Annotated in this window: 18 protein-coding genes; all 18 read right to left on the reverse strand. The window is 69.5% G+C overall.

The genetic code is table 11. The features are described from left to right. Positions 1-140: 140 nt before the first annotated feature. Entirely contained in the window at positions 141-956 is an 816-nt protein-coding gene (locus OG257_RS12500) for a F0F1 ATP synthase subunit delta (RefSeq protein ID WP_329207313.1), read from the reverse strand. Continuing rightward, the gene (locus OG257_RS12505) at positions 953-1498 is read right to left on the reverse strand and encodes a F0F1 ATP synthase subunit B (RefSeq protein WP_329207314.1); all 546 of its coding nucleotides are present in this window, start codon (positions 1496-1498) and stop codon (positions 953-955) included. The genes OG257_RS12500 and OG257_RS12505 overlap by 4 nt, the downstream gene beginning before the upstream one ends. A 42-nt stretch (positions 1499-1540) precedes the next feature. Next, positions 1541-1771, reverse strand: coding sequence for an ATP synthase F0 subunit C (gene atpE, locus OG257_RS12510; RefSeq protein ID WP_073889576.1), 231 nt, complete (start codon positions 1769-1771; stop codon positions 1541-1543). A gap of 73 nt (positions 1772-1844) precedes the next feature. After that, complete coding sequence (atpB, locus tag OG257_RS12515) at positions 1845-2666, reverse strand: F0F1 ATP synthase subunit A (RefSeq protein ID WP_329207316.1); 822 nt, start codon at positions 2664-2666, stop codon at positions 1845-1847. A 225-nt stretch (positions 2667-2891) separates the two neighbouring features. Then, entirely contained in the window at positions 2892-3329 is a 438-nt protein-coding gene (locus tag OG257_RS12520) for a hypothetical protein (protein WP_329207318.1), read from the reverse strand. Positions 3330-3594: 265 nt separating this feature from the next. Beyond that, a complete protein-coding gene (locus tag OG257_RS12525) occupies positions 3595-4980 on the reverse strand; it encodes an MraY family glycosyltransferase (RefSeq protein WP_329207320.1) in 1386 nt (461 codons plus the stop codon). An 84-nt stretch (positions 4981-5064) separates the two neighbouring features. Continuing rightward, positions 5065-6345 carry a serine hydroxymethyltransferase gene (gene glyA / locus OG257_RS12530; RefSeq protein ID WP_329207322.1) on the reverse strand — a complete coding sequence of 427 codons (1281 nt, stop codon included), beginning with the start codon at positions 6343-6345 and terminating at the stop codon, positions 5065-5067. Positions 6346-6540: 195 nt separating this feature from the next. Then, positions 6541-7182: an arsenate reductase/protein-tyrosine-phosphatase family protein gene (locus OG257_RS12535; RefSeq protein WP_329207324.1), complete on the reverse strand. Its 642-nt coding sequence runs from the start codon at positions 7180-7182 to the stop codon at positions 6541-6543. Beyond that, a complete protein-coding gene (locus OG257_RS12540) occupies positions 7179-7826 on the reverse strand; it encodes an L-threonylcarbamoyladenylate synthase (RefSeq protein WP_329207325.1) in 648 nt (215 codons plus the stop codon). Before OG257_RS12540 ends, OG257_RS12535 begins: the two co-directional genes overlap by 4 nt. A 67-nt stretch (positions 7827-7893) precedes the next feature. After that, entirely contained in the window at positions 7894-8739 is an 846-nt protein-coding gene (prmC, locus tag OG257_RS12545; RefSeq protein WP_329207327.1) for a peptide chain release factor N(5)-glutamine methyltransferase, read from the reverse strand. 42 nt (positions 8740-8781) lie between these two features. After that, positions 8782-9858, reverse strand: a complete 1077-nt coding sequence (prfA, locus tag OG257_RS12550) for a peptide chain release factor 1 (protein ID WP_205022357.1) — start codon at positions 9856-9858, stop codon at positions 8782-8784. 158 nt (positions 9859-10016) lie between these two features. After that, positions 10017-10241, reverse strand: a complete 225-nt coding sequence (gene rpmE / locus OG257_RS12555) for a 50S ribosomal protein L31 (protein ID WP_328905900.1) — start codon at positions 10239-10241, stop codon at positions 10017-10019. 177 nt (positions 10242-10418) lie between these two features. Further along, positions 10419-11522 (reverse strand): LCP family protein, encoded by a 1104-nt coding sequence (locus OG257_RS12560; protein WP_329207331.1) that lies wholly within the window; start codon positions 11520-11522, stop codon positions 10419-10421. Positions 11523-11956: 434 nt separating this feature from the next. Beyond that, positions 11957-13738 (reverse strand): trypsin-like serine protease, encoded by a 1782-nt coding sequence (locus OG257_RS12565; protein ID WP_329207332.1) that lies wholly within the window; start codon positions 13736-13738, stop codon positions 11957-11959. 210 nt (positions 13739-13948) lie between these two features. Then, complete coding sequence (gene rho / locus OG257_RS12570) at positions 13949-16030, reverse strand: transcription termination factor Rho (protein WP_329207334.1); 2082 nt, start codon at positions 16028-16030, stop codon at positions 13949-13951. Between the two features lie 390 nt (positions 16031-16420). Then, positions 16421-17338, reverse strand: a complete 918-nt coding sequence (gene thrB / locus OG257_RS12575) for a homoserine kinase (RefSeq protein WP_329207336.1) — start codon at positions 17336-17338, stop codon at positions 16421-16423. Between the two features lie 277 nt (positions 17339-17615). Then, positions 17616-18686, reverse strand: a complete 1071-nt coding sequence (gene thrC / locus OG257_RS12580; protein WP_329207338.1) for a threonine synthase — start codon at positions 18684-18686, stop codon at positions 17616-17618. A gap of 6 nt (positions 18687-18692) precedes the next feature. Then, positions 18693-19994 carry a homoserine dehydrogenase gene (locus OG257_RS12585; protein WP_329207340.1) on the reverse strand — a complete coding sequence of 434 codons (1302 nt, stop codon included), beginning with the start codon at positions 19992-19994 and terminating at the stop codon, positions 18693-18695. Positions 19995-20084: the final 90 nt, after the last annotated feature.

Below are 20084 nucleotides of genomic sequence, written 5' to 3' on the forward strand. Positions count from 1 at the left end.
GGTTCCCTGCTCTCCTTGTTGGGCCCGAAGTTTCTTAAGGGGGTCTGGGGGCGACCCCCAGGAATCTTCTGCAATTTCTGCACGGCCCAACCGGGCCGCTGTTCTTGCTCGTTCAGTTGGTGCGGTTGCGCTGCTCGCTGTCAGCCGGCCATCCGGCGGGTCGCCTCTTCGAGGCGCTCCGCGATCGTGCCGTTGATGACCTCGTCACCGACGCGCACCGAGATCCCGCCGAGGACCGCGGGGTCCACGTCCAGGTTCAGGTGCATCTGCCGGCCGTAGATCTTCGCCAGGGCGGCACCGAGGCGCTGCTTCTGGCGATCGGACAGCGGCACCGCCGAGGTGACGACGGCGACCATGCGGTCCCGGCGCTCCGCGGCGAGCTTGGACAGGGAGTCGAGTCCCGCTTCCAGGCTACGTCCACGGGGCTGGGTCACCAGCCGCGTGACGATCCGCTCGGTGACGGGCTGCGCCTTGCCGCCGAGCAGGCTGCGGAGCAGCTCGCCCTTGGCGGCGGTGGACGCCGTCCGGCTGGTCAGCGCGGAGCGCAGTTCCTTGTCGGAACCGACGATCCGGCCGAACCGGAACAGCTCGTCCTCGACGTCGTCGAGCGCGCCGCTGCGCTGGGCCGCGGTGAGGTCTGCGGTGTTCGCCAGTTCCTCGACCGAGTCGACCAGGTCACGCGACTGCGACCAGCGGGAGCGGACCATGCCGGAGATCAGGTCGACGGCTTCGCCGCCCACCTGACCGCGCAGCAGCCGTCCGGCCAGCTCGGCCTTCGCCTCGCCGCCCTGCGACGGGTCGGTGAGGACCCGGCGCAGCGATACCTCGCGGTGGAGCAGCGCGGTGACGGCTGCCAGCTCCTCGGCGAGCTTCGCCGCGTCGACCGACGTGTTGTCGGTCAGTGCGTCGAGACGCTCACGTGCGGCAGCCAGTGCCTCGCGGCTCGCTCCGTTCATCGGACAGCCTCGGCCTTCGCCTCGAGCTCGTCGAGGAAACGGTCGACGGTGCCGCTCTGCCGGGCGTGGTCCTCGAGGGACTCGCCGACGAGCTTGCCGGCCAGGGCGGTGGCGAGCGTGCCCACGTCCTGGCGCAGCGCGGAAGCCGCGGCCTTGCGGTCGGCCTCGATCTGGGCGTGGCCGGCGGCGATGATCTCTTCGCGCTGCCGCTGACCTTCCGTCCTCATCTCCTGGATGATGACGGCACCCTGCTCCTGCGCCTCCTGGCGCAGACGGGCGGCTTCGTGGCGGGCCTCGGCGAGCTGAGCCTTGTACTGCTCAAGAACGCTCTGGGCCTCGGTCTGGGCCGCATCGGCCTTCTCGATACCGCCTTCGATGGCCTCGCGGCGCTCTTCCAGAACCTTGTTGATGTTCGGGAGGAGCTTCTTGGCGAGGAAGCCGAAGACGATGACGAAGGCGATGAGGCCGATGACGAGCTCTGGAATCGGCGGGATGAGGGGATTTTCCATCTCCTCAGCCGCGACCGTAAGCAGCTGGCTCATATCAGTGCCTTTCGTCTAGTGGGCGGTCTGCTGATCCGAGGATCAGGTGCCGTAGACGAACGGCATGACCAGACCGATGAGGGCGAGCGCCTCACAGAAGGCGAAGCCGAGGATCTGGTTGGCGCGGATGAGGCCGGCAGCTTCGGGCTGACGGGCAAGAGCCTGGGTGCCGTTACCGAAGATGATGCCGACGCCGACGCCGGGGCCGATGGCGGCGAGACCGTAACCGACGGAACCGAGGGAGCCGCTGACGGCAGCAAGGGTCTGGGACATGCCAGTTCTTCCTTCTCTTTCACGGACCGGTGGGGGTTGGCCACCGGACGACTGAGGGACAGGGTGCGGGTGCTCAGTGGTGCTTGGCGAGCGCGCCCTGAATGAAGGTGCAGGTCAGGAGCACGAAGACGTACGCCTGAAGCGCCTGGATGAAGAGCTCGAACGCGGTCATCACGATGACCATCACGAACGAGACGCCGGCGTAGGCGATACCGATGCCGTTGAGCAGGTACCAGCTGGCGATCGTGAACAGCAGCAGGAGGGTGTGACCGGCGAACATGTTCGCGAAGAGTCGCACCGCGTGAGTGAACGGCCGGACCAGCAGGTTCGAGAAGAACTCGATCAGCATCGCCAGCGGGAGCACCGGGCCGAGCGACTTGTCGTAGCCGGTGATGTTCTTCCAGCCGCCGACGAACCCGTGCCGCTTGAAGGTCAGGCTGACCCAGAGCACGTACACGATCACTGCCAGCACGATCGGGTACGCGATGATCGACGTCACGGGGAACTGGGCGACCGGAATGATCGACCAGAGGTTCATCATCCAGACGAAGAAGAACAGCGACACGACCAGCGGGACGTACTTCTCGCCCTCGCGCTTGCCGATGGTCTCGTAGACGATGCCGCGACGGATGAAGTCGTAGCCCATCTCCGCGACCGACTGCAGCTTGCCGGGGACCATCTTGGGCTTCCGGAACGCCGCCCAGAAGAAACCGACGATGATGAGCGAGCCGAGGAGCGCCAGCAGCATCGGCTTGTTGAAGTACAAGTTGCTGTCCGGGTCACCCCACAGCGGCTCGAACAGGAACGAGTGCAAGCCGGGTGCCGGGAAACCACAACCGTCGAAGATGTGGCAATCGGTCTCGAAGGCGAGCACCTGTGTCGGGTCAGCACTCACCGCGGGCTCCTTCAGCGTGGCGCATAGGTACGGCAACCTCGATGTGTCGGCGCGGCGCACGGCCGCGGTTCGGCACTGGACTGGTGTTACGAATGTGTGAGCGGCAGTCAGGCATTGAGCCTCGCGATCGAGCAGGCGTCAGCTCACATGCCCGCGCCCGCAGTGCCGCAGTTGAAACCGGACGATAGCAGGGTCCGGGGAGCGCCCTTATTCCGCCCCTACCCTTCACGTCGACGGGCCCGTCTTCTTGGGCTTGTCACCCTCGCTGGACTCGGGTTCGACGTAGAGGATCTTGGCCTTCATGTGCGCACGCGCCTGTGCGCCGATCCACACGAGAGTCGTCGCAACCAGCGTGATCGCGAAGGCCTTCGGGTTGAACAGCGAGGTGTCCTTGAACACGGCGACGAAAATGAACAGCAGCAGGAGCTGAGCCGTATACAGCATCAGCCCCATCGCCTGGAACAAGTGCGGCAGGGACTTCGCGGTCCGTTGCAGGACCACGAGTCCGATCCCCATGAAGAGGATCACCACCAGCGTCGCAACGACCGCGCCCAGGGCTCCCTTGCCACCGGCGATGCCTGCGCTGATCGCGGCGGCAACGGCGCCGGCGACAGCGGTGGGCACGGCGGCCTGGAGGAGAGTCCGGACGTCGTTGGACGGCATGGCGGCAACTCCGCTTGTGCAGGGGGTGGGCAGTGGTGTCGTCATGGACGAGCGTAGGCCCGGTCCGAGTCGATGCCTCGGGCCAATGGACCGTCTCACTAGGGTCCTTCGGCTCCGTCACCGGGCTTAGTGAACGGTATCACAAACTATTTGATGAGGTCTTTACCTGGAAAGTGTGCCAACTGTCACACATGAGAGTTACTCCGCGCGTGTGTGCAGGACAACACGGCACTTTGCCTGGTAATGAGCCTCGGCGTCCGAATCGTCAACGCGGTGAATCGGCGCGGTCACGATTGCCGAACCGAGAACGGGGGCCGATCGCGGTCGCCCCGTTGACGCCGGAGACGCCCACGGCAACAGGGACCTGTTCCGGGGTACCGGAGGCCATCTGCGAGCCTGCGGGCCCCTGTTGATCCTTCGGGGCCTCCCCCGAAGCGGTGTGCGAGCCCTGCTCCTCCGCCTCGCCGGCGCCGCGGCGCCGGTAGCGCGGCGGCACGAAGGCCTCCGCCCAGCGGGGAGCGCGCGGGGTGAAGCGCGGCATGAGCAGCAGCACGAGACCCACGGCGCTGAGCCCCACGATCACCAGGACGATCCACAGGGACGCCGAGTGCACGGAGTAGCCGACCGCGCCGAACGCGATCAGCGCGGACCAGAAGTACATGATCAGCACGGACCTGCTGTGCGAGTGCCCGATCTCCAGCAGCCGGTGGTGCAGGTGCCCGCGGTCGGCCGCGAACGGCGACTGTCCGTTCCAGGTGCGCCGCACGATCGCGAGCACCAGGTCGGCAGCCGGGATCGCGATGATCGTCAGCGGCAGCAGCAGCGGGATGAAGACGGGCAGCATCGCGTGGGTCGCCTGCCGCTCACTGCCCTCGAAGAGCTTCATGGCGTCCGGGTCGACCTGCCCGGTGACGGAGATCGCACCCGCGGCCAGCACCAGGCCGATCAGCATCGACCCCGAGTCGCCCATGAAGATCCGGGCAGGGTGCATGTTGTGCGGCAGGAAGCCCAGGCACATGCCCATCAGGATCGCGGCGAAGAGGGTCGCGGGGGCCGCCGCCTCGATTCCGTACCCGTACCAGAGGCGGTAGGTGTACAGGAAGAACGCCGCGGACGCGATGCAGACCATGCCGGCCGCGAGGCCGTCCAGGCCGTCGACGAAGTTGACGGCGTTGATGGTGATCACGACCAGCGCGACCGTGAGCAGCGTGCCCTGCCACTGGGTGAGGGCGACCGTGCCGACGCCGGGGATGGGCAGCCACAGGATCGTCAGACCCTGCATGACCATGACCGCCGCGGCGATCATCTGTCCGCCGAGCTTGATCAGCGCGTCGATCTCGAACTTGTCGTCCAGGACGCCGATCAGCCAGATCAGGGCGGCGCCGGACAGCAGCGCACGCGGTTCGTTGGAGAGCTCGAAGACACCGTTCAGGTTGAACAGGTGGTCCGCGACGATCAGTCCCGCACACAGTCCGCCGAACATGGCGATGCCACCGAGCCGCGGTGTCGGTTCTCGGTGTACGTCGCGCGCACGGATCGCGGGCATAGCCCCGACCGCGATGGCGAACTTCCGCACCGGCCCGGTCAGCAGATAGGTAACTGCGGCCGTGACACAGAGCGTCAGCAGGTAATCACGCACGGGCTGCCCCACAGATTTCGCCGGCCATCTCAGCCCCACACCCTAGTCTCATGAGCAAGGACTCCAAGGTACGGGTGATGGTTGCACAGACATCGCCTACCCCGGGTACGGCGGATTCCGCTCTGTGAGCCGGCGCACCTCGGCCCGCAGGCGTTCGGCGTCGGCCCCGTCCCGTACGGCCGCGCCGAACAGGGCGGCGATCCGCGCCATGTCGGATTCGTCCATGCCCTGGGTGGTGACGGCCGCGGTGCCGAGCCGGATCCCGCGGGCGTCCCCGTACGGCAGGGCGCAGGTGTCGAGCACCATGCCCGCCGCGACGAGCCGCTCCCGGGCCGTGCGGCCGTCGACGCCCAGCGGGCCGGGGTCGGCTACGACGATATGGGTGTCCGTACCGCCCGTGGTGATCTCGAAGCCCTCGGCCTCCAGCCCGGCGGCGAGCATCCGCGCATGGGCGACCACCTGGTGGGCGTAGAGCGCGAAGGCCGGGGTCGCCGCCTCCCCGAACGCGACGGCCTTGGCCGCGACGGTGTGCATCTGGGCGCCGCCCTGGGTGAAGGGGAACACCGCGCGGTCGATCCGCTCGGCCAGTTCCGCGCCGCACAGGATCATGCCGCCGCGGGGCCCGCGCAGCACCTTGTGCGTCGTGGCGCACACCACGTCCGCGTACGGGACGGGGCTGGGCGCCGCTCCCCCGGCGATCAGGCCCATCGGGTGGGCGGCGTCGGCGATCAGATACGCGCCGACCTCGTCGGCGATCTCCCGGAACGTCTCGTAGTCGGGGTGGCGGGGGTACGAGATGGAGCCGCAGACGATCGCCTTGGGGCGGCGGGCGCGGGCCAGGGCGCGGACCTGCGCGTAGTCGATGAGTCCGCTGTCGGGGTCGACGCCGTAGCCGGTGAAGTCGAACCAGCGGCCGGAGAAGTTGCCGGGGGCGCCGTGGGTGAGGTGCCCGCCGTACGGGAGTCCCATGGCCAGCACCGCGTCACCGGGGCGCAGCAGCGCCGCGTAGGCGGCCAGGACCGCCGAGGAGCCGGAGTGGGGCTGCACGTTGGCGTGCTCGGCGCCGAAGAGCGACATGGCCCGCCTGACCGCGACACGTTCGGCCTCGTCGGCCTGTTCGCAGCCGCCGTGGTGGCGGGCGCCCGGGTAGCCCTCGGCGTACTTGTTGGCGAGCGGGGAGCCGAGGGCGGCGAGGACCGCGGGCGAGGTGAAGTTCTCGGCGGCGATGAGCTGCAGCGTGCTCGACTGGCGCCGGACCTCCTCCAGCAGGATGCCGGCGATCTCCGGATCCTGTCGGGCCAGCGCGCCGAAGTCCTGCGGCAGTGCGGTGTCGGACGGGGGCACGGCTGCGGGTGCGGCTGGAGTGGTGACCGGCATCTGACGGCTCCGGGCCTGGGAAGGGGGGCGCTGGCTTCAGATCCAATGTAGGCCCGCTCCGGGCCCCTTGCCTGCCGCCGTGCGGCCCCGTACGCCGGTCGGGCGCACTCGGCGCCCGGGGTGCCCTCCGGCGGGGGTCCGGGTTTCCGTGGGCGCGGGGGCCGGCTCCCGCGGATCGCGCGGCGCCCGGCGGTGTCAGCGGGGGTCGCGCACGCCCGTCAGCGCGGTCACCACGGGATCGAGCGCCTGGTTGATCTCGTCGCCGATGGAGCGGAAGAACGTGATCGGGGCGCCGTACGGGTCGTAGACCTCGTCCGCCTCGGCGGTGGGCGCCAGCAGCCAGCCGCGGAGCGCCGCCGCGGCGCGCACCAGCGCGCGGGCGCGCTCGACGACGCCCTCCTCGCGGGCGTCGGGCAGCGTCGCGGGGTCGATCGCCCGCACGAGCCGGGTGAACTCCTTGAGCGTGAAGGTCCGCAGGCCCGCCGAGTGGCCCATGGAGATCACCTGGGCGCGGTGGTCGCGGGTGGCGGTGAGGACCAGGTCGGCGCGGATCACGTGCTCGTCGAGCAGTTCGCGGCCGACGAAGCCGGTGGCGTCGGCGCCGAAGTCGGCGAGAACGACCTCGGCGTTGGCCTCCATGGGCGCGCCTTCGTGCCCCCAGGTGCCCGCACTCTCCACGATCAGGCCGCCGCTGAGCGGATCGCCGAGGCGGTCCACCAGGGCATGGCGGGTCAGCCGCTCGGTGATGGGCGAGCGGCAGACGTTGCCGGTGCTGACGTGGAGGATGCGGAAAGTGTCGTGTCGTCCCGCTATGCCACGCCCCTCAGGGGCGGTCAATTGGCCACCTCGAGGTCAGGTACTACCTTCCGCAGGTCCTCGACGGACAGCGCACCGGCCCGCAGCAGCACCGGGACCTTGCCGGTGACGTCGACGATGGAGGACGGGACGATGCCGGGGGTCGGACCGCCGTCGAGGTAGACGGACACGGAGTCGCCGAGCATCTCCTGGGCCGCGTCGCAGTCCTCGGGCGAGGGGTGTCCGGTGAGGTTGGCGCTGGAGACGGCCATCGGGCCGACCTCCGTGAGGAGCTCGATCGCGACCGGGTGCAGCGGCATCCGGATGGCGACGGTGCCCCGGGTGTCGCCGAGGTCCCACTGCAGCGAGGGCTGGTGCTTGGCGACGAGGGTGAGGGCGCCGGGCCAGAAGGCGTCGACGAGCTCCCACGCCTGCTCGGAGAAGTCGGTGACCAGGCCGTGCAGGGTGTTCGGGGAGCCGATCAGCACGGGCGTCGGCATGTTGCGGCCACGGCCCTTGGCGTCGAGCAGGTCGGCGACGCCCTCGGAGCTGAAGGCGTCCGCACCGATCCCGTACACGGTGTCCGTGGGCAGCACGACCAGTTCGCCGCGGCGGACGGCGGACGCGGCTTCACGCAGGCCGGTCGTACGGTCGGTCGCGTCGTTGCAGTCGTATCGCCGTGCCATCAGCCGGCCTCCTCGGACATGTACGGGTCTGGCGGGTAGGGGTCGTGCGCTTCCGGTGTCCCGGTGGTCACGGCATGGCCTTGCGTGCCGTGGCGAACCGGGGCCGGTTGTTCAGGTCGGGGTGGTCGGCCGCGTCGGCCCAGCCCCGCTCCTCGGTGAAGATCCACGGCACCTGGCCGCCCTGGGTGTCGGCGTGCTCGATGACGACGAGACCGCCGGGCCGCAGCAGGCGGTGCGCGGTGCGCTCGATGCCCCGGATGGTGTCGAGGCCGTCCTCGCCGGAGAAGAGCGCCATCTGGGGGTCGTGGTCGCGGGCCTCGGGCGCCACGTACTCCCACTCGGTGAGCGGGATGTACGGCGGGTTGGAGATCACGAGGTCGACCTGGCCGTCGAGCTCGGGAAGGGCGCTCAGAGCGTCTCCCCGGTGGATGGTGACCCTGGACCCCTCGGCGTTCTTCCGCGTCCAGCGCAGGGCGTCCTCGGACAGCTCCACGCCGTGCACGCGCGAGCGCGGCACCTCCTGCGCCATGGCGAGGGCGATGGCGCCCGATCCCGTGCAGAGGTCGACGATCAGCGGTTCGACGACGTCCATCGCACGGACTGCGTCTATCGCCCAGCCGACGACCGACTCGGTCTCCGGGCGGGGCACGAAGACGCCGGGGCCGACCTGGAGCTCCAGGTAGCGGAAGAAGGCGCGGCCGGTGATGTGCTGGAGCGGTTCGCGGGCCTCGCGGCGGGCGATCGTCTCCCAGTAGCGGGCGTCGAAGTCGGCGTCCGGCACATGGTGCAGCTCGCCCCGCTTGACGTCGTGCACGAATGCGGCGAGTTCCTCGGCATCGAAACGCGGCGAGGGGACACCGGCGTCGGCCAGCCGCTGGGTGGCCTGGGCCACCTCGGCGAGCAGCAGGTTCATCGCGGTTCTCCGTACAGGTTCACGTGCGGGGCGGGGCGCAGCTTATGCGGCGGCGAGCTTGGCGGCGGAGTCGGCGTCCACGCATGCCTGGATGACGGCGTCGAGGTCGCCGTCGAGCACCTGGTCCAAGTTGTACGCCTTGAAGCCGACGCGGTGGTCCGAGATCCGGTTTTCCGGGAAGTTGTACGTGCGGATCTTCTCGGACCGGTCGACGGTACGGACCTGGCTGCGGCGGACGTCGGAGGCTTCCTGCTCGGCCGCTTCCTGGGCGGCGGCCAGCAGCCGGGACCTCAGGATGCGCATGGCCTGCTCCTTGTTCTGGAGCTGGCTCTTCTCGTTCTGGCAGGAGGCGACGACGCCGGTCGGCAAGTGGGTGATGCGGACCGCGGAGTCGGTGGTGTTGACGGACTGGCCGCCGGGTCCCGAGGAGCGGTAGACGTCGATGCGCAGGTCGTTGGCGTGGATCTCCACGTCGACCTCCTCCGCCTCGGGCGTGACGAGCACACCGGCGGCGGAGGTGTGGATACGGCCCTGGGACTCGGTGGAGGGCACGCGCTGCACGCGGTGCACGCCGCCCTCGTACTTCATCCGGGCCCAGACGCCCTGGCCGGGCTCGGTGGCACCGTTGCCGCCCTTGGTCTTCACGGCGACCTGGACGTCCTTGTAGCCGCCGAGCTCGGACTCGGTGGAGTCGATGATCTCGGTCTTCCAGCCGACGCGCTCCGCGTACCGCAGGTACATGCGCAGCAGGTCGCCGGCGAACAGGGCGGACTCGTCGCCGCCCGCGCCCGCCTTGATCTCCAGGAGCACGTCCTTGTCGTCACTGGGGTCGCGCGGGACCAGGAGGAGCCGGAGCTTCTCGGTGATCTCTTCGCGCTGCTTCTCCAGGACCTTGACCTCGGCGGCGAAGTCGGGGTCGTCGGCGGCGAACTCGCGTGCGGTGCCGATGTCGTCACCGGTCCGCTTCCAGGACCTGTACGTGGAGACGATCGGGGTCAGCTCCGCGTAGCGCTTGTTGAGCTTGCGCGCGTTGGCCTGGTCGGCGTGGACCGACGGGTCGGCGAGCTTCTTCTCGAGATCGGCGTGTTCGCCGATCAGTTCCTCGACCGCCTCGAACATCTTCGGGCTCCTGGTTCCGTGCGTCATACGTCTGCGGGCCTGCTGGACGGCGTGCTGCCGACCGTGCGCCCGGAGGACGCCCCGGAACCGCACAGCCGGAAAAAACGCCGGCCCCGGCGCCCCCGTGAGAGGGCGCCGGGAACCGGCGCATTGGCTCGCTACTTGGCGGCGGAGCCGGCAGCCTTGCCGAAGCGGGCCTCGAAGCGGGCCACACGGCCACCGGTGTCGAGGATCTTCTGCTTGCCCGTGTAGAACGGGTGGCACTCGGAGCAGACATCGGCGCGGATCGCACCGTTGTCGATGGTGCTCCGGGTGGTGAACGACGCACCGCAGGTGCAGCTGACCTGGGTCTCGACGTACTGGGGGTGAATGTCGCGCTTCAAGGTGTCTCCTAGTTTCGGGAGGGCGCCGGGTCGTACGCGCGGATTGCGCGTCCGTGAACCGGGGCCGACGTACCAGTCTGCCAGGACCGGCCGTATCTCCCAAAACGGGGGACCGGCCGCGCATATTCCCGCACGTTCCGGGAACACTCCGCGACCGGCCGGTGACGGAAAACGCCGTTACCGTACGACGTCTCCCGCTTCGCCCTTGTCGCCGGCCGACTTCGCGGTGGCGGACGCGGGGATCGGCAGGTCCTTCTTGAGCGCAGCCCACACCTGCCGGTCCGCCTTCTCCTGCGGCAGCACACGGTTCGGGTCGGCCGGGTCGTACTCGACGGGCAGCGTGACCATCCGGACGTTCTCGGAGCCGAGGCCCTTCAGGCCGTTCGCGAAGCCGGTGAGCTTCTTGACCGACGCCAGCTCCGAGTCGGTGGTGACGGCCTTCGTCGCGGTGTCGGCGAGGCCGAAGAGCGTCTTGGGGTTCGAGAACACCCCGACGCTCTTCGCCTGGTCCATCAGCGCCTTCACGAAGGCCTGCTGGAGCTGGATGCGGCCCAGGTCGCTGCCGTCGCCGACGTCGTGGCGCGTACGGACGAGGCCGAGCGACTGCTCCCCGCTCAGGGTGTGCGGGCCGGGCTTCAGCGCGAGATGGCTGTCGGGGTCGTCGATCGCCTGCGAGGTGGTGATCCTGACGCCGCCGAGCTCGTCGACGAGCTTCTTGAACCCGGTGAAGTCGACCTCGACGTAGTGGTCCATGCGGATGCCCGACATCGACTCGACGGTCTTCACCGCGCAGGCGGGTCCGCCGACCTGGTAGGCGGAGTTGAACATCGTCTCGTGCTCCGCACCGACCTGCTTGCCGGTCGTGTCGCTCGTGCAGGCGGGACGGTCGACGAGGGTGTCCCGCGGGACCGAGACCACGCTCGCGGAGGTGTGTCCCTCGTTGACGTGGACGATCATCGCGGTGTCCGCCCGCGCGGAGCCCTGGTCGGCGCCGTACTCGGAGTTCGCGCCGGAGCGGGAGTCCGATCCCAGCACCAGGATGTCCTGCGAACCGTTGTCCACGTCGTCGGGGCGCTGCGTGCCCAGGGCGGCGTTGATGTTGACGCCCTTGAGGTTGCCGTTGAGCTTGAAGTACGCGTAACCGAGCCCGGATCCTCCGGCCACGACCACCGCGGCGGCGGTCCACAGCGCCACGGCCTTCACCCGGCGGCCCCGCGAGGGTTTCCTGCGGCGGCTGCCGGTGCCACGTATTCGGCCGGTGCTCCTGCTCTGCTCGCTCATGCGACTCCCTCGGTCGTCGGCTGCTCCCTGCTGCCCTGCCGCCTCGCGAAGAGGCTCAGCTGTGGCCGTGTCGACACCGTGTCGGACCCCGAAGCAGGGAAAAGACTTGCACAGGCGGACGTGCGGCCCGGGTGAGCGGTCCCGGCGGCACGGGGACCTCCCCCGCTCCGGGCGCGCCCTCGAATCGAGGGCCTCACCTGCGTGTTCTCCGCGCGGCGCCGGGACGCGTGCCGGCGGGTCACCGGGTCCGCCGCTGTGGGAAAGGTCTCCCGGCAAGGGAGAACCAGGCAAAAGTCAAGACATATACGGACAGTTCATGACCGACCGGGCCGTCGGCCGTCCCGGGGAAACGGTCCGGGAGGCGGTGTCCGGGGAAAGAGGAACCGGCCCCGGACCACGAAGGTCCGGGGCCGGTTCCGGCCTGCGATGAACCATCAGCCGAGCAGGCTGTAGGACTTCCAGCCCGTGCCGAGCTTGATCCTCGCCGCAGTGGCGAACGGAACCGTGGCCGAGCCCGTGCTCTTGTACGCCCAGAGCTCGCCCGCGGTGTCACGGACGATGAAGTCGGCGCGGCCGTCACCCGTCACGTCACCGGTCGTGGCGTACGCGGTGAAGTTCCAGCCGCTGCCCACCTTGACGCGTCCGGAGAACGGGGCGGAGGCGGAACCGGTGCCCTTGTACATCCAGAGCACCGCCTGGCCGTCGCGGGCGATCAGGTCCGGCTTGCCGTCCCCGCTGTAGTCGCCCTTGCCGTACACCTGGTACGAGCTCCAGCCGACACCGATCTGCACCTTGGGTGCGAACGTGCCGTTGCCCCGGCCCGTCCACAGGAACAGCTTGCCGGCCGAGTCGTTGGCCGTCAGGTCCACCAGACCGTCGCCCGTCACATCACCGGTGAAGGTGATGTTGCGCAGGTTGGTCCAGCCGGTACCGATCTTGTGCTCGGTGTAGGCGTCGGCGGCACTGTCGTAACCCCACCACCAGAGCTCGCCCGCCGTGGTGCGGTAGACGTAGTCCTGGTAGAAGTCACGGTTGACATCGGCCTGGCGGACCAGGTTGATGCCTTCCCAGTTGCCCACCGACTCGCGGCTGCCGACCGAGGTGCCCCGCGAGTAGTAGTTGAAGCCCTCGCCCGTCGACGCGCGGGCGAACAGGTCCGCCTTGTCGTCGAAGTTGAGGTTGGCGTCGTCGATGCGGGGGTTGACCAGCCCGGCGAACGTGGCGGTCTTGGCGTACACGCCGTACGCACCCGCTGCCACGCAGTCGGTCGTTCCCCACGAGACGACACCGGCGATCCGGCCGTTGACCACGAGCGGCCCGCCCGAGTCGCCGTTGCACGGCGAGACCGTACCGGCGTCCTGGCCGCTGGCCGGCGTTCCGGCGCAGACCATCTGCCCCGCAACGAAGTCGCCGCCGAAGTAACCGGAGCACGCCGAGTCCGCCTGCACGGGCACGGAGGCCTTGAGCAGGGTCGGCGAGATGTCGTCGCTGGTGGAGCTGGTGCGCCCCCAGCCGTAGACGGTCGCCGGCGTGCCGGTCTTGTAGCGCGCCGTGTCACCGGACGCCGCCGGCTGCAGCGTCTTGTACGGGAGCGCGGAGCCGAGCGTCAGAACGGCGACGTCGCCCTTGATGGCGGCGTCGTCGTAGTTCGGGTTGACCCACTGACGCCAGACGCTGACCGCCGTACCGCCGTGGAGGTCGTCGCCGACCGGAAGCTGCGCGGTGCCGCCGAGGACGGCTCCGTTCGCCTGCCAGTCCAGACCGTCCACGCAGTGCGCGGCGGTGAGGACCTTCGCGGGGGCGACGAGCGTGCCCCCGCAGAAGTAGCCCTCGTCATCGGTCTCGTCGGCGGTGCCCTTGTCGTCGTAGTAGTGCAGCTGCACCATCCACGGGGCCTCGCTGAGCGTGGCGGGGGTACCACCGATGATCTTCGGGTCGATGGTCCGCCCGGAAGCCTCCGGCGTGGGCTCCGAGCCGTTGTCCGCTTCTGCGGGTGCACCGGACTCGCCCTGCTGCAGCTCCGCGACCGAACCCTTGACGGTTTCGCGCAGTTCGGCCTGCGAGGCCGTCGAGCGCTGCTGAACGCTCTGCTTTCCGGCCGGCTGGGGCGAGTCGGTGGCCTGCGCGGGAACTGCGGACAGGGCCGCGGTCCCCAGCGCGAGCGCGGCGACCGCCGCGGGGAAGGTGATGAAGCCCTTCCGTCTGCCAGATGTCACTCAAGAATCCCTTCGATCGACGCGGCGCAACGCGAGTACGGCGCCGGGTAGTTGCACTCGAAGGAGAGAGAAAGACGCCCACTGGAACACCACACAGTGGGCGTATCGAAAATACGTTCCCCCCCACATACAGCCTGCTGATCCTACAACGCAGAACTGCCCTCGTCACCGGTGTGACGAGGGCAGTTCTGGGTGACTCCTGATGCGACGTCAGTCGTTGCCGTTACCCGGCGTCGTCTTCTGGATCTGGAGCAGGAACTCCGCGTTGGACTGCGTCTTCTTCATGCGGTCCAGGAGCAGCTCGATCGCCTGCTGCTGGTCGAGTGCGTGCAGCACCCGGCGCAGCTTCCAGACAACCGCGAGCTCGTCGCTGCCGAGCAGGATCTCTTCCTTACGGGTGCTGGACGCGTCCACGTCCACCGCCGGGAAGATGCGCTTGTCCGAGAGCTTCCGGTCGAGCTTGAGCTCCATGTTGCCGGTGCCCTTGAACTCCTCGAAGATCACCTCGTCCATGCGCGAGCCGGTCTCGACGAGCGCGGTGGCCAGGATCGTCAGCGAGCCGCCGTCCTCGATGTTCCGCGCGGCACCGAAGAAGCGCTTCGGCGGGTACAGCGCGGTCGAGTCGACACCACCGGACAGGATGCGGCCCGAGGCCGGTGCGGCCAGGTTGTACGCACGGCCCAGACGGGTGATCGAGTCCAGCAGGACGACCACGTCGTGACCCAGCTCCACGAGGCGCTTCGCGCGCTCGATGGCCAGCTCGGCGACCGTGGTGTGGTCCTCGGCGGGACGGTCGAAGGTCGAGGAGATGACCTCGCCCTTCACCGACCGCTGCATGTCGGTGACCTCTTCCGGACGCTCGTCGACCAGGACGACCATCAGGTGGCACTCGGGGCTGTTGACCGTGATCGCGTTGGCGATCGCCTGCAGGATCATGGTCTTACCGGTCTTCGGCGGGGCCACGATCAGGCCTCGCTGGCCCTTGCCGATCGGGGCGACCAGGTCGATGATCCGGGTGGTCAGGATGTTGGAGTCGGTCTCCAGACGGAGCCTGTCCTGCGGGTACAGCGGGGTCAGCTTCTGGAACTCGGGACGGCCGCGGCCGGTCTCCGGCGCCATGCCGTTCACCGAGTCGAGGCGGACCAGCGCGTTGAACTTCTCGCGGCGCTCGCCGTCCTTGGGCTGGCGCACCGCACCGGTGACGTGGTCACCCTTGCGCAGGCCGTTCTTACGGACCTGGGCGAGCGAGACGTACACGTCGTTCGGGCCCGGCAGGTAGCCGGAGGTCCGGATGAACGCGTAGTTGTCGAGGATGTCCAGGATGCCCGCGACGGGGATCAGGACGTCGTCGTCGGCCACCTGGACGTCGGTCGCGAAGTCGTCGCGGCCACGACGGCCACGGCGGTCGCGGTAACGGCCCCGACGGCCACGCCGGCCGCCCTCGTCGTCGTAGGCGTCGTCCTGCTGACCGCCGCCGCCCTGCTGGCCCTGGCTCTGGCCCTGGCTCTGGCCCTGACCACCCTGACCCTGGCTCTGGCCCTGACCCTGACGGCGCTGGCCGCCGCCCTGCTGGCCCTGGTCGTCGCCCTTGCCGCGCCGGTCGCGCTGACGGTCACGGCGGTCACCGCGCTCGCCACGCTCACCGCGCTGGCCGCGGTCCTGGCGGTCTCCGCGGCGGCCCTCGGCGGTGTCGGCGGCGGACTCGGCCTTCGCGTCACCCTTAGCCTCGCCGCGCTCGTCGCCGCGGTCCTGACGGCCCTCGGTCTTCGACTCGGCCTGCGGCTCCGTCCTGGCCTCGGCCTTGACGTCGCCCTTGGTGTCGGGGCTGCCCGCCTGCGCGGTCGCCCGGCGACGACGACGCTCGCCCGTGGGCTGGTCGTCGCTGGCCGGCTGACCGGGGATGTCGATCTGCTGCTGGGCCGCGGGCTTCTCGGCCGCGGCGGCGGACTCGTCACCCGTACGCGACTTGGACGTGGCACGCCGCTTGGGCTTGCTCTCGGCGTCCGTACCGGCGGGGGCGGCAGCAGCCTTGGAGGCAGTCTTGGGTGCGGAGGAGCTCCCGGCCTGCGCCTCCTTGATGACCTCGATCAGCTGGCTCTTGCGCATCCGCGCAGTTCCCCTGATGCCGAGGCCGGACGCGACCTGCTGCAGCTCGGCCAGGACCATGCCCTCGAGGCCGGTGCCGGAGCGGCGGCGCCGTGCGGTGGTGCCAGTGGCAGCACCTTCGGCGGGCGCAGAGCTGTCGACGCTCTTGTCGGCAGTCACGCCCATCAGATCGGTGGTGTCGCTCACGAAGGGTCCTTCCCTGGAGCGGACGTCGGCCTTCTGGCTCGGCGACCGGTTGTGCTGTCCGACTACGGTCTGTTGATCTTTTCGATCGCGGACCTTGCCGGGGCGGTGGTCCGCCGGGTACGGCGGAGAGATGAATGTGCGGGGTTCCGGCTCGAGATCCCCCTGCTCGGCCCACTCCTGGATGAGCAAGAGGGTGTCGTGCCGGTTCCGGAGCGTGCTCGAAACTGCTCAGGCAGGCTGCTCAGGCAGTCGGGGAGGCTCCCGGAAGAGTGGTGGTCCCGAAGGGGGACACGAAGCAACGCGCCACAAAGACGTCGATTGCTGACTTGAGGTTAACACTACCGGCTCCAACAAACATTCCCCCTCTCATGCACCGGCAATCACGTGCGATTACCCGGCGAGCGGCAGCACGCTCGCGCCCGTGGTGTCGAGCGCGAGCCGGTTCGCGGCCCATCCCTCACCCGCCAGCCGGGTGACCTTGTCGGCCGAGCCTTCCTCCGTCAGAGCGAGCACGGTCGGCCCCGCTCCGGAGATGACAGCAGGGACGCCGTCGGCGCGCAGCCGGTTCACAAGTTCCACGCTCTGCGGCATCGCGGGGGCCCGGTACTCCTGGTGGATCCGGTCCTCGGTGGCCGCGAGCAGCAGCTCGGGTCGCCTGGTCAGGGCCTCTACGAGGAGGGCCGCACGACCGGCGTTGGCAGCGGCGTCCACGTGCGGAACCGTGCGCGGCAGCAGACCGCGTGCCGTCTCGGTGAGCACGGGCGTGGCCGGGACGAAAACCACCGGAACGACGGAATCCGCAGGATCCATCCTGATGGCCCGGGCCGCTCCGCCGTCCATCCACGCGAGCGTGAAACCGCCGAGGAGGCAGGCCGCGACGTTGTCGGGGTGCCCTTCGATCTCGGTGGCCAGCTCCAGCAGGGCCGCGTCGTCGAGGCGGGCGTCGCCGCCCGTCGTCACGGCACGCGCGGCGACGATGCCGGCGCAGATCGCGGCGGACGAGGAGCCCATGCCCCTGCCGTGCGGGATGCGGTTGGCGCAGACGATCTCGAGGCCGCGGGGCTGTCCGCCGAGCAGGTCGAAGGCCGTGCGCAGGGAGCGTACGAGCAGGTGGCTCTCGTCGCGGGGCAGCGTCTCGGCGCCCTCACCCGCGATGTCGATGTGCAGCCCGGAGTCGGCGACCCGGACGACGACGTCGTCGTAGAGCCCCAGCGAGAGGCCCAGGGCGTCGAAACCGGGGCCGAGGTTGGCGCTGGTTGCGGGGACGCGCACCCGGACGGCGGCAGCTCGGAACGCGGGACCGGCCATCGGTTGGACGACTCTTCCTGTACGGCGGCGGGGATGTCGTGCGGGGTGATGCGGGCGGGGACCTCGGCGTGCGTGGGGCGCCGGAGTGCCGGAATGGGGGTACCCGGCAGCCACTACGGCGACTGCACCGCGGCGCATGCGCGGGGCGGGTTGACTACAGCTTATCGAAGGAAGGTTCTGTGGCGACATAGGGCGCACAGGAGGCGCACGATGCGTGTCGCACGCCTCCTATGCGCTCTCCGCCCGAAAAGGGCGGCTGAGCTGCGAAAAGTACTGGTTACACCAGGCCCAGCTTCTGGGCGGCGGTGACCGCGTCCACGGGGACCGTGACCGGCTGCGGAGCGCCCGCGACGGCCCAGTCGGGGTCCTTGAGGCCGTTGCCCGTGACGGTGCAGACGATCTTCTGGCCCGGGTCGACCTTGCCCTCTTCGGCGGCCTTGAGCAGACCGGCCACGGAGGCGGCCGACGCGGGCTCGACGAAAACACCCTCCTGGGAGGCCAACAGACGGTACGCGGAGAGAATCTGCCGGTCCGTCACCTCATCGATGAAACCGCCCGATTCGTCCCGCGCGTCCAGGGCGAACTGCCAGGAGGCCGGGTTTCCGATCCGGATCGCGGTGGCGATGGTCGCCGGGTCCTTGACGATCTCGCCGCGCACGATGGGCGCGGAGCCGGATGCCTGGAAGCCCCACATACGGGGGGTGTGCGTGGACAGCCCGTCCCCCGCGTACTCCTTGTAGCCCTTCCAGTAGGCCGTGATGTTGCCCGCGTTGCCGACCGGCAGGACATGGATGTCGGGGGCGTCGCCGAGCGCGTCGACGATCTCGAACGCGGCGGTCTTCTGGCCCTCGATCCGGACCGGGTTGACCGAATTGACCAGCGCCACCGGGTAGTTGTCCGAGAGGCTGCGGGCCAGGGTCAGGCAGTCGTCGAAGTTGCCGTCGACCTGGAGGATCTTCGCGCCGTGGACGAGGGCCTGCCCCATCTTGCCGAGCGCGATCTTGCCCTGCGGTACGAGTACGGCGCAGACCATGCCGGCCCGCACCGCGTACGCGGCGGCGGACGCGGAGGTGTTTCCGGTGGAGGCGCAGATGACGGCCTGCGCGCCCTCCTCCTTGGCCCGGGTGATCGCCATCGTCATGCCGCGGTCCTTGAACGACCCCGTGGGGTTGGCGCCCTCGACCTTGAGGTGCACCTCGCAGCCCGTGCGCTCGGAGAGGACCTGCGCCGGAACGAGCGGCGTGCCACCCTCACGGAGCGTGACGACCGGCGTCGTGCTCGTGACCGGAAGACGGTCCCGGTACTCCTCGATGATGCCGCGCCACTGGTGGGTGCCCTTGCTGGTCATGGGTCCTTACTCCCCTTCAACACGCATGATGCTGGCGACACCGCGCACGGTGTCCAGCTTGCGCAGCGCTTCGACGGTCCCGGAGAGGGCTGCGTCGGGCGCGCGGTGGGTGACGACGACGAGGGATGCCTCGCCGTCTCCGTCCTGTCGGCTCTGCTGGCGGACCGTATCGATGGATACGCCCTGTTCGGCGAAGACCGTTGCCACCTGGGCGAGTACGCCCGGCTTGTCGGCCACGTCGAGACTGATGTGGTACCGCGTGACGACCTCGCCCATGGGGCTGACCGGCAGACGCGTGTACGCGGACTCACCGGGGCCGGTGGTCTCGCCGATCTTGTTGCGGCAGACGGCGACCAGGTCGCCGAGGACCGCGGACGCGGTCGGGGCGCCACCGGCGCCGGGACCGTAGAACATCAGCTGCCCGGCCGCCTCGGCCTCGACGAAGACCGCGTTGTACGCCTCGCGGACGGAGGCCAGCGGGTGGCTGAGCGGGATCATCGCGGGGTGCACGCGGGCGGTGACGGACCTGCCGTCGGCGGCGCGCTCGCAGATGGCGAGGAGCTTGACGGTGCAGCCCATGCGGCGGGCGGAGGCGATGTCGGCGGCGGTGACCTCGGTGATGCCCTCGCGGTGCACCTCGCCGATCCTCACCCGGGTGTGGAAGGCGATGCCCGCGAGGATCGCGGCCTTCGCCGCGGCGTCGAAGCCCTCGACGTCCGCGGTCGGGTCGGCCTCGGCGTAGCCGAGCGCGGTGGCCTCGTCGAGCGCCTCGGAGTAGCCCGCTCCGCTCGTGTCCATCTTGTCGAGGATGAAGTTGGTCGTGCCGTTGACGATGCCGAGCACCCGGTTGACCTTGTCCCCGGCGAGCGACTCGCGCAGCGGACGTACGAGCGGAATGGCACCGGCCACGGCGGCCTCGTAGTAGAGGTCCCGGCCGTACTTCCCGGCGGTGGCGTGCAGGGCGGCGCCGTCCTCGGCGAGCAGTGCCTTGTTGGCGGAGACCACGCTCGCACCGTGCTCGAAGGCGGTCGTGATGAGCGACCTGGCGGGCTCGATGCCCCCGATGACCTCGACGACGACGTCGATGTCACCCCGTTTGACCAGGGCGGTCGCATCGGTGGTGATCAGCGCGGGGTCGATGCCCTCCCGCACCTTGGAGGGACGGCGCACGGCGACACCCGCGAGCTCGACGGGCACACCGATGCGCGCGGCGAGGTCGTCGGCGTGCGTCGTCATGATGCGAGCCACCTCTGAGCCGACCACTCCACAGCCCAGCAGCGCCACCTTCAGCGGACGCGTACGCATCATCCGACCTCGTTTCTCATACTTCAGATGTGTGGAACAGTCTCACTCACCGGACGGGAGTTTCTGTCACCCGTCCGGATCCTGAGACCCTTA

Source organism: Streptomyces sp. NBC_00683, from assembly GCF_036226745.1.
Taxonomy (GTDB): Bacteria; Actinomycetota; Actinomycetes; order Streptomycetales; family Streptomycetaceae; genus Streptomyces.

Coding starts and splice junctions, on each gene's coding strand:
- OG257_RS12505 (WP_329207314.1), bottom strand. CDS start 1,498: ATGAGCCAGCTGCTTACGGTCGCGGCTGAGGAGATGGAAAATCCCCTC.
- atpE (WP_073889576.1), bottom strand. CDS start 1,771: ATGTCCCAGACCCTTGCTGCCGTCAGCGGCTCCCTCGGTTCCGTCGGT.
- OG257_RS12500 (WP_329207313.1), bottom strand. CDS start 956: ATGAACGGAGCGAGCCGCGAGGCACTGGCTGCCGCACGTGAGCGTCTC.
- prmC (WP_329207327.1), bottom strand. CDS start 8,739: ATGAACCTGCTGCTCGCCGAGGTGGCCCAGGCCACCCAGCGGCTGGCC.
- thrB (WP_329207336.1), bottom strand. CDS start 17,338: ATGGCCGGTCCCGCGTTCCGAGCTGCCGCCGTCCGGGTGCGCGTCCCC.
- OG257_RS12585 (WP_329207340.1), bottom strand. CDS start 19,994: ATGATGCGTACGCGTCCGCTGAAGGTGGCGCTGCTGGGCTGTGGAGTG.
- OG257_RS12540 (WP_329207325.1), bottom strand. CDS start 7,826: ATGGCACGGCGATACGACTGCAACGACGCGACCGACCGTACGACCGGC.
- thrC (WP_329207338.1), bottom strand. CDS start 18,686: ATGACCAGCAAGGGCACCCACCAGTGGCGCGGCATCATCGAGGAGTAC.
- OG257_RS12520 (WP_329207318.1), bottom strand. CDS start 3,329: ATGCCGTCCAACGACGTCCGGACTCTCCTCCAGGCCGCCGTGCCCACC.
- OG257_RS12560 (WP_329207331.1), bottom strand. CDS start 11,522: ATGAGCGAGCAGAGCAGGAGCACCGGCCGAATACGTGGCACCGGCAGC.
- prfA (WP_205022357.1), bottom strand. CDS start 9,858: ATGTTCGAGGCGGTCGAGGAACTGATCGGCGAACACGCCGATCTCGAG.
- glyA (WP_329207322.1), bottom strand. CDS start 6,345: ATGCCGGTCACCACTCCAGCCGCACCCGCAGCCGTGCCCCCGTCCGAC.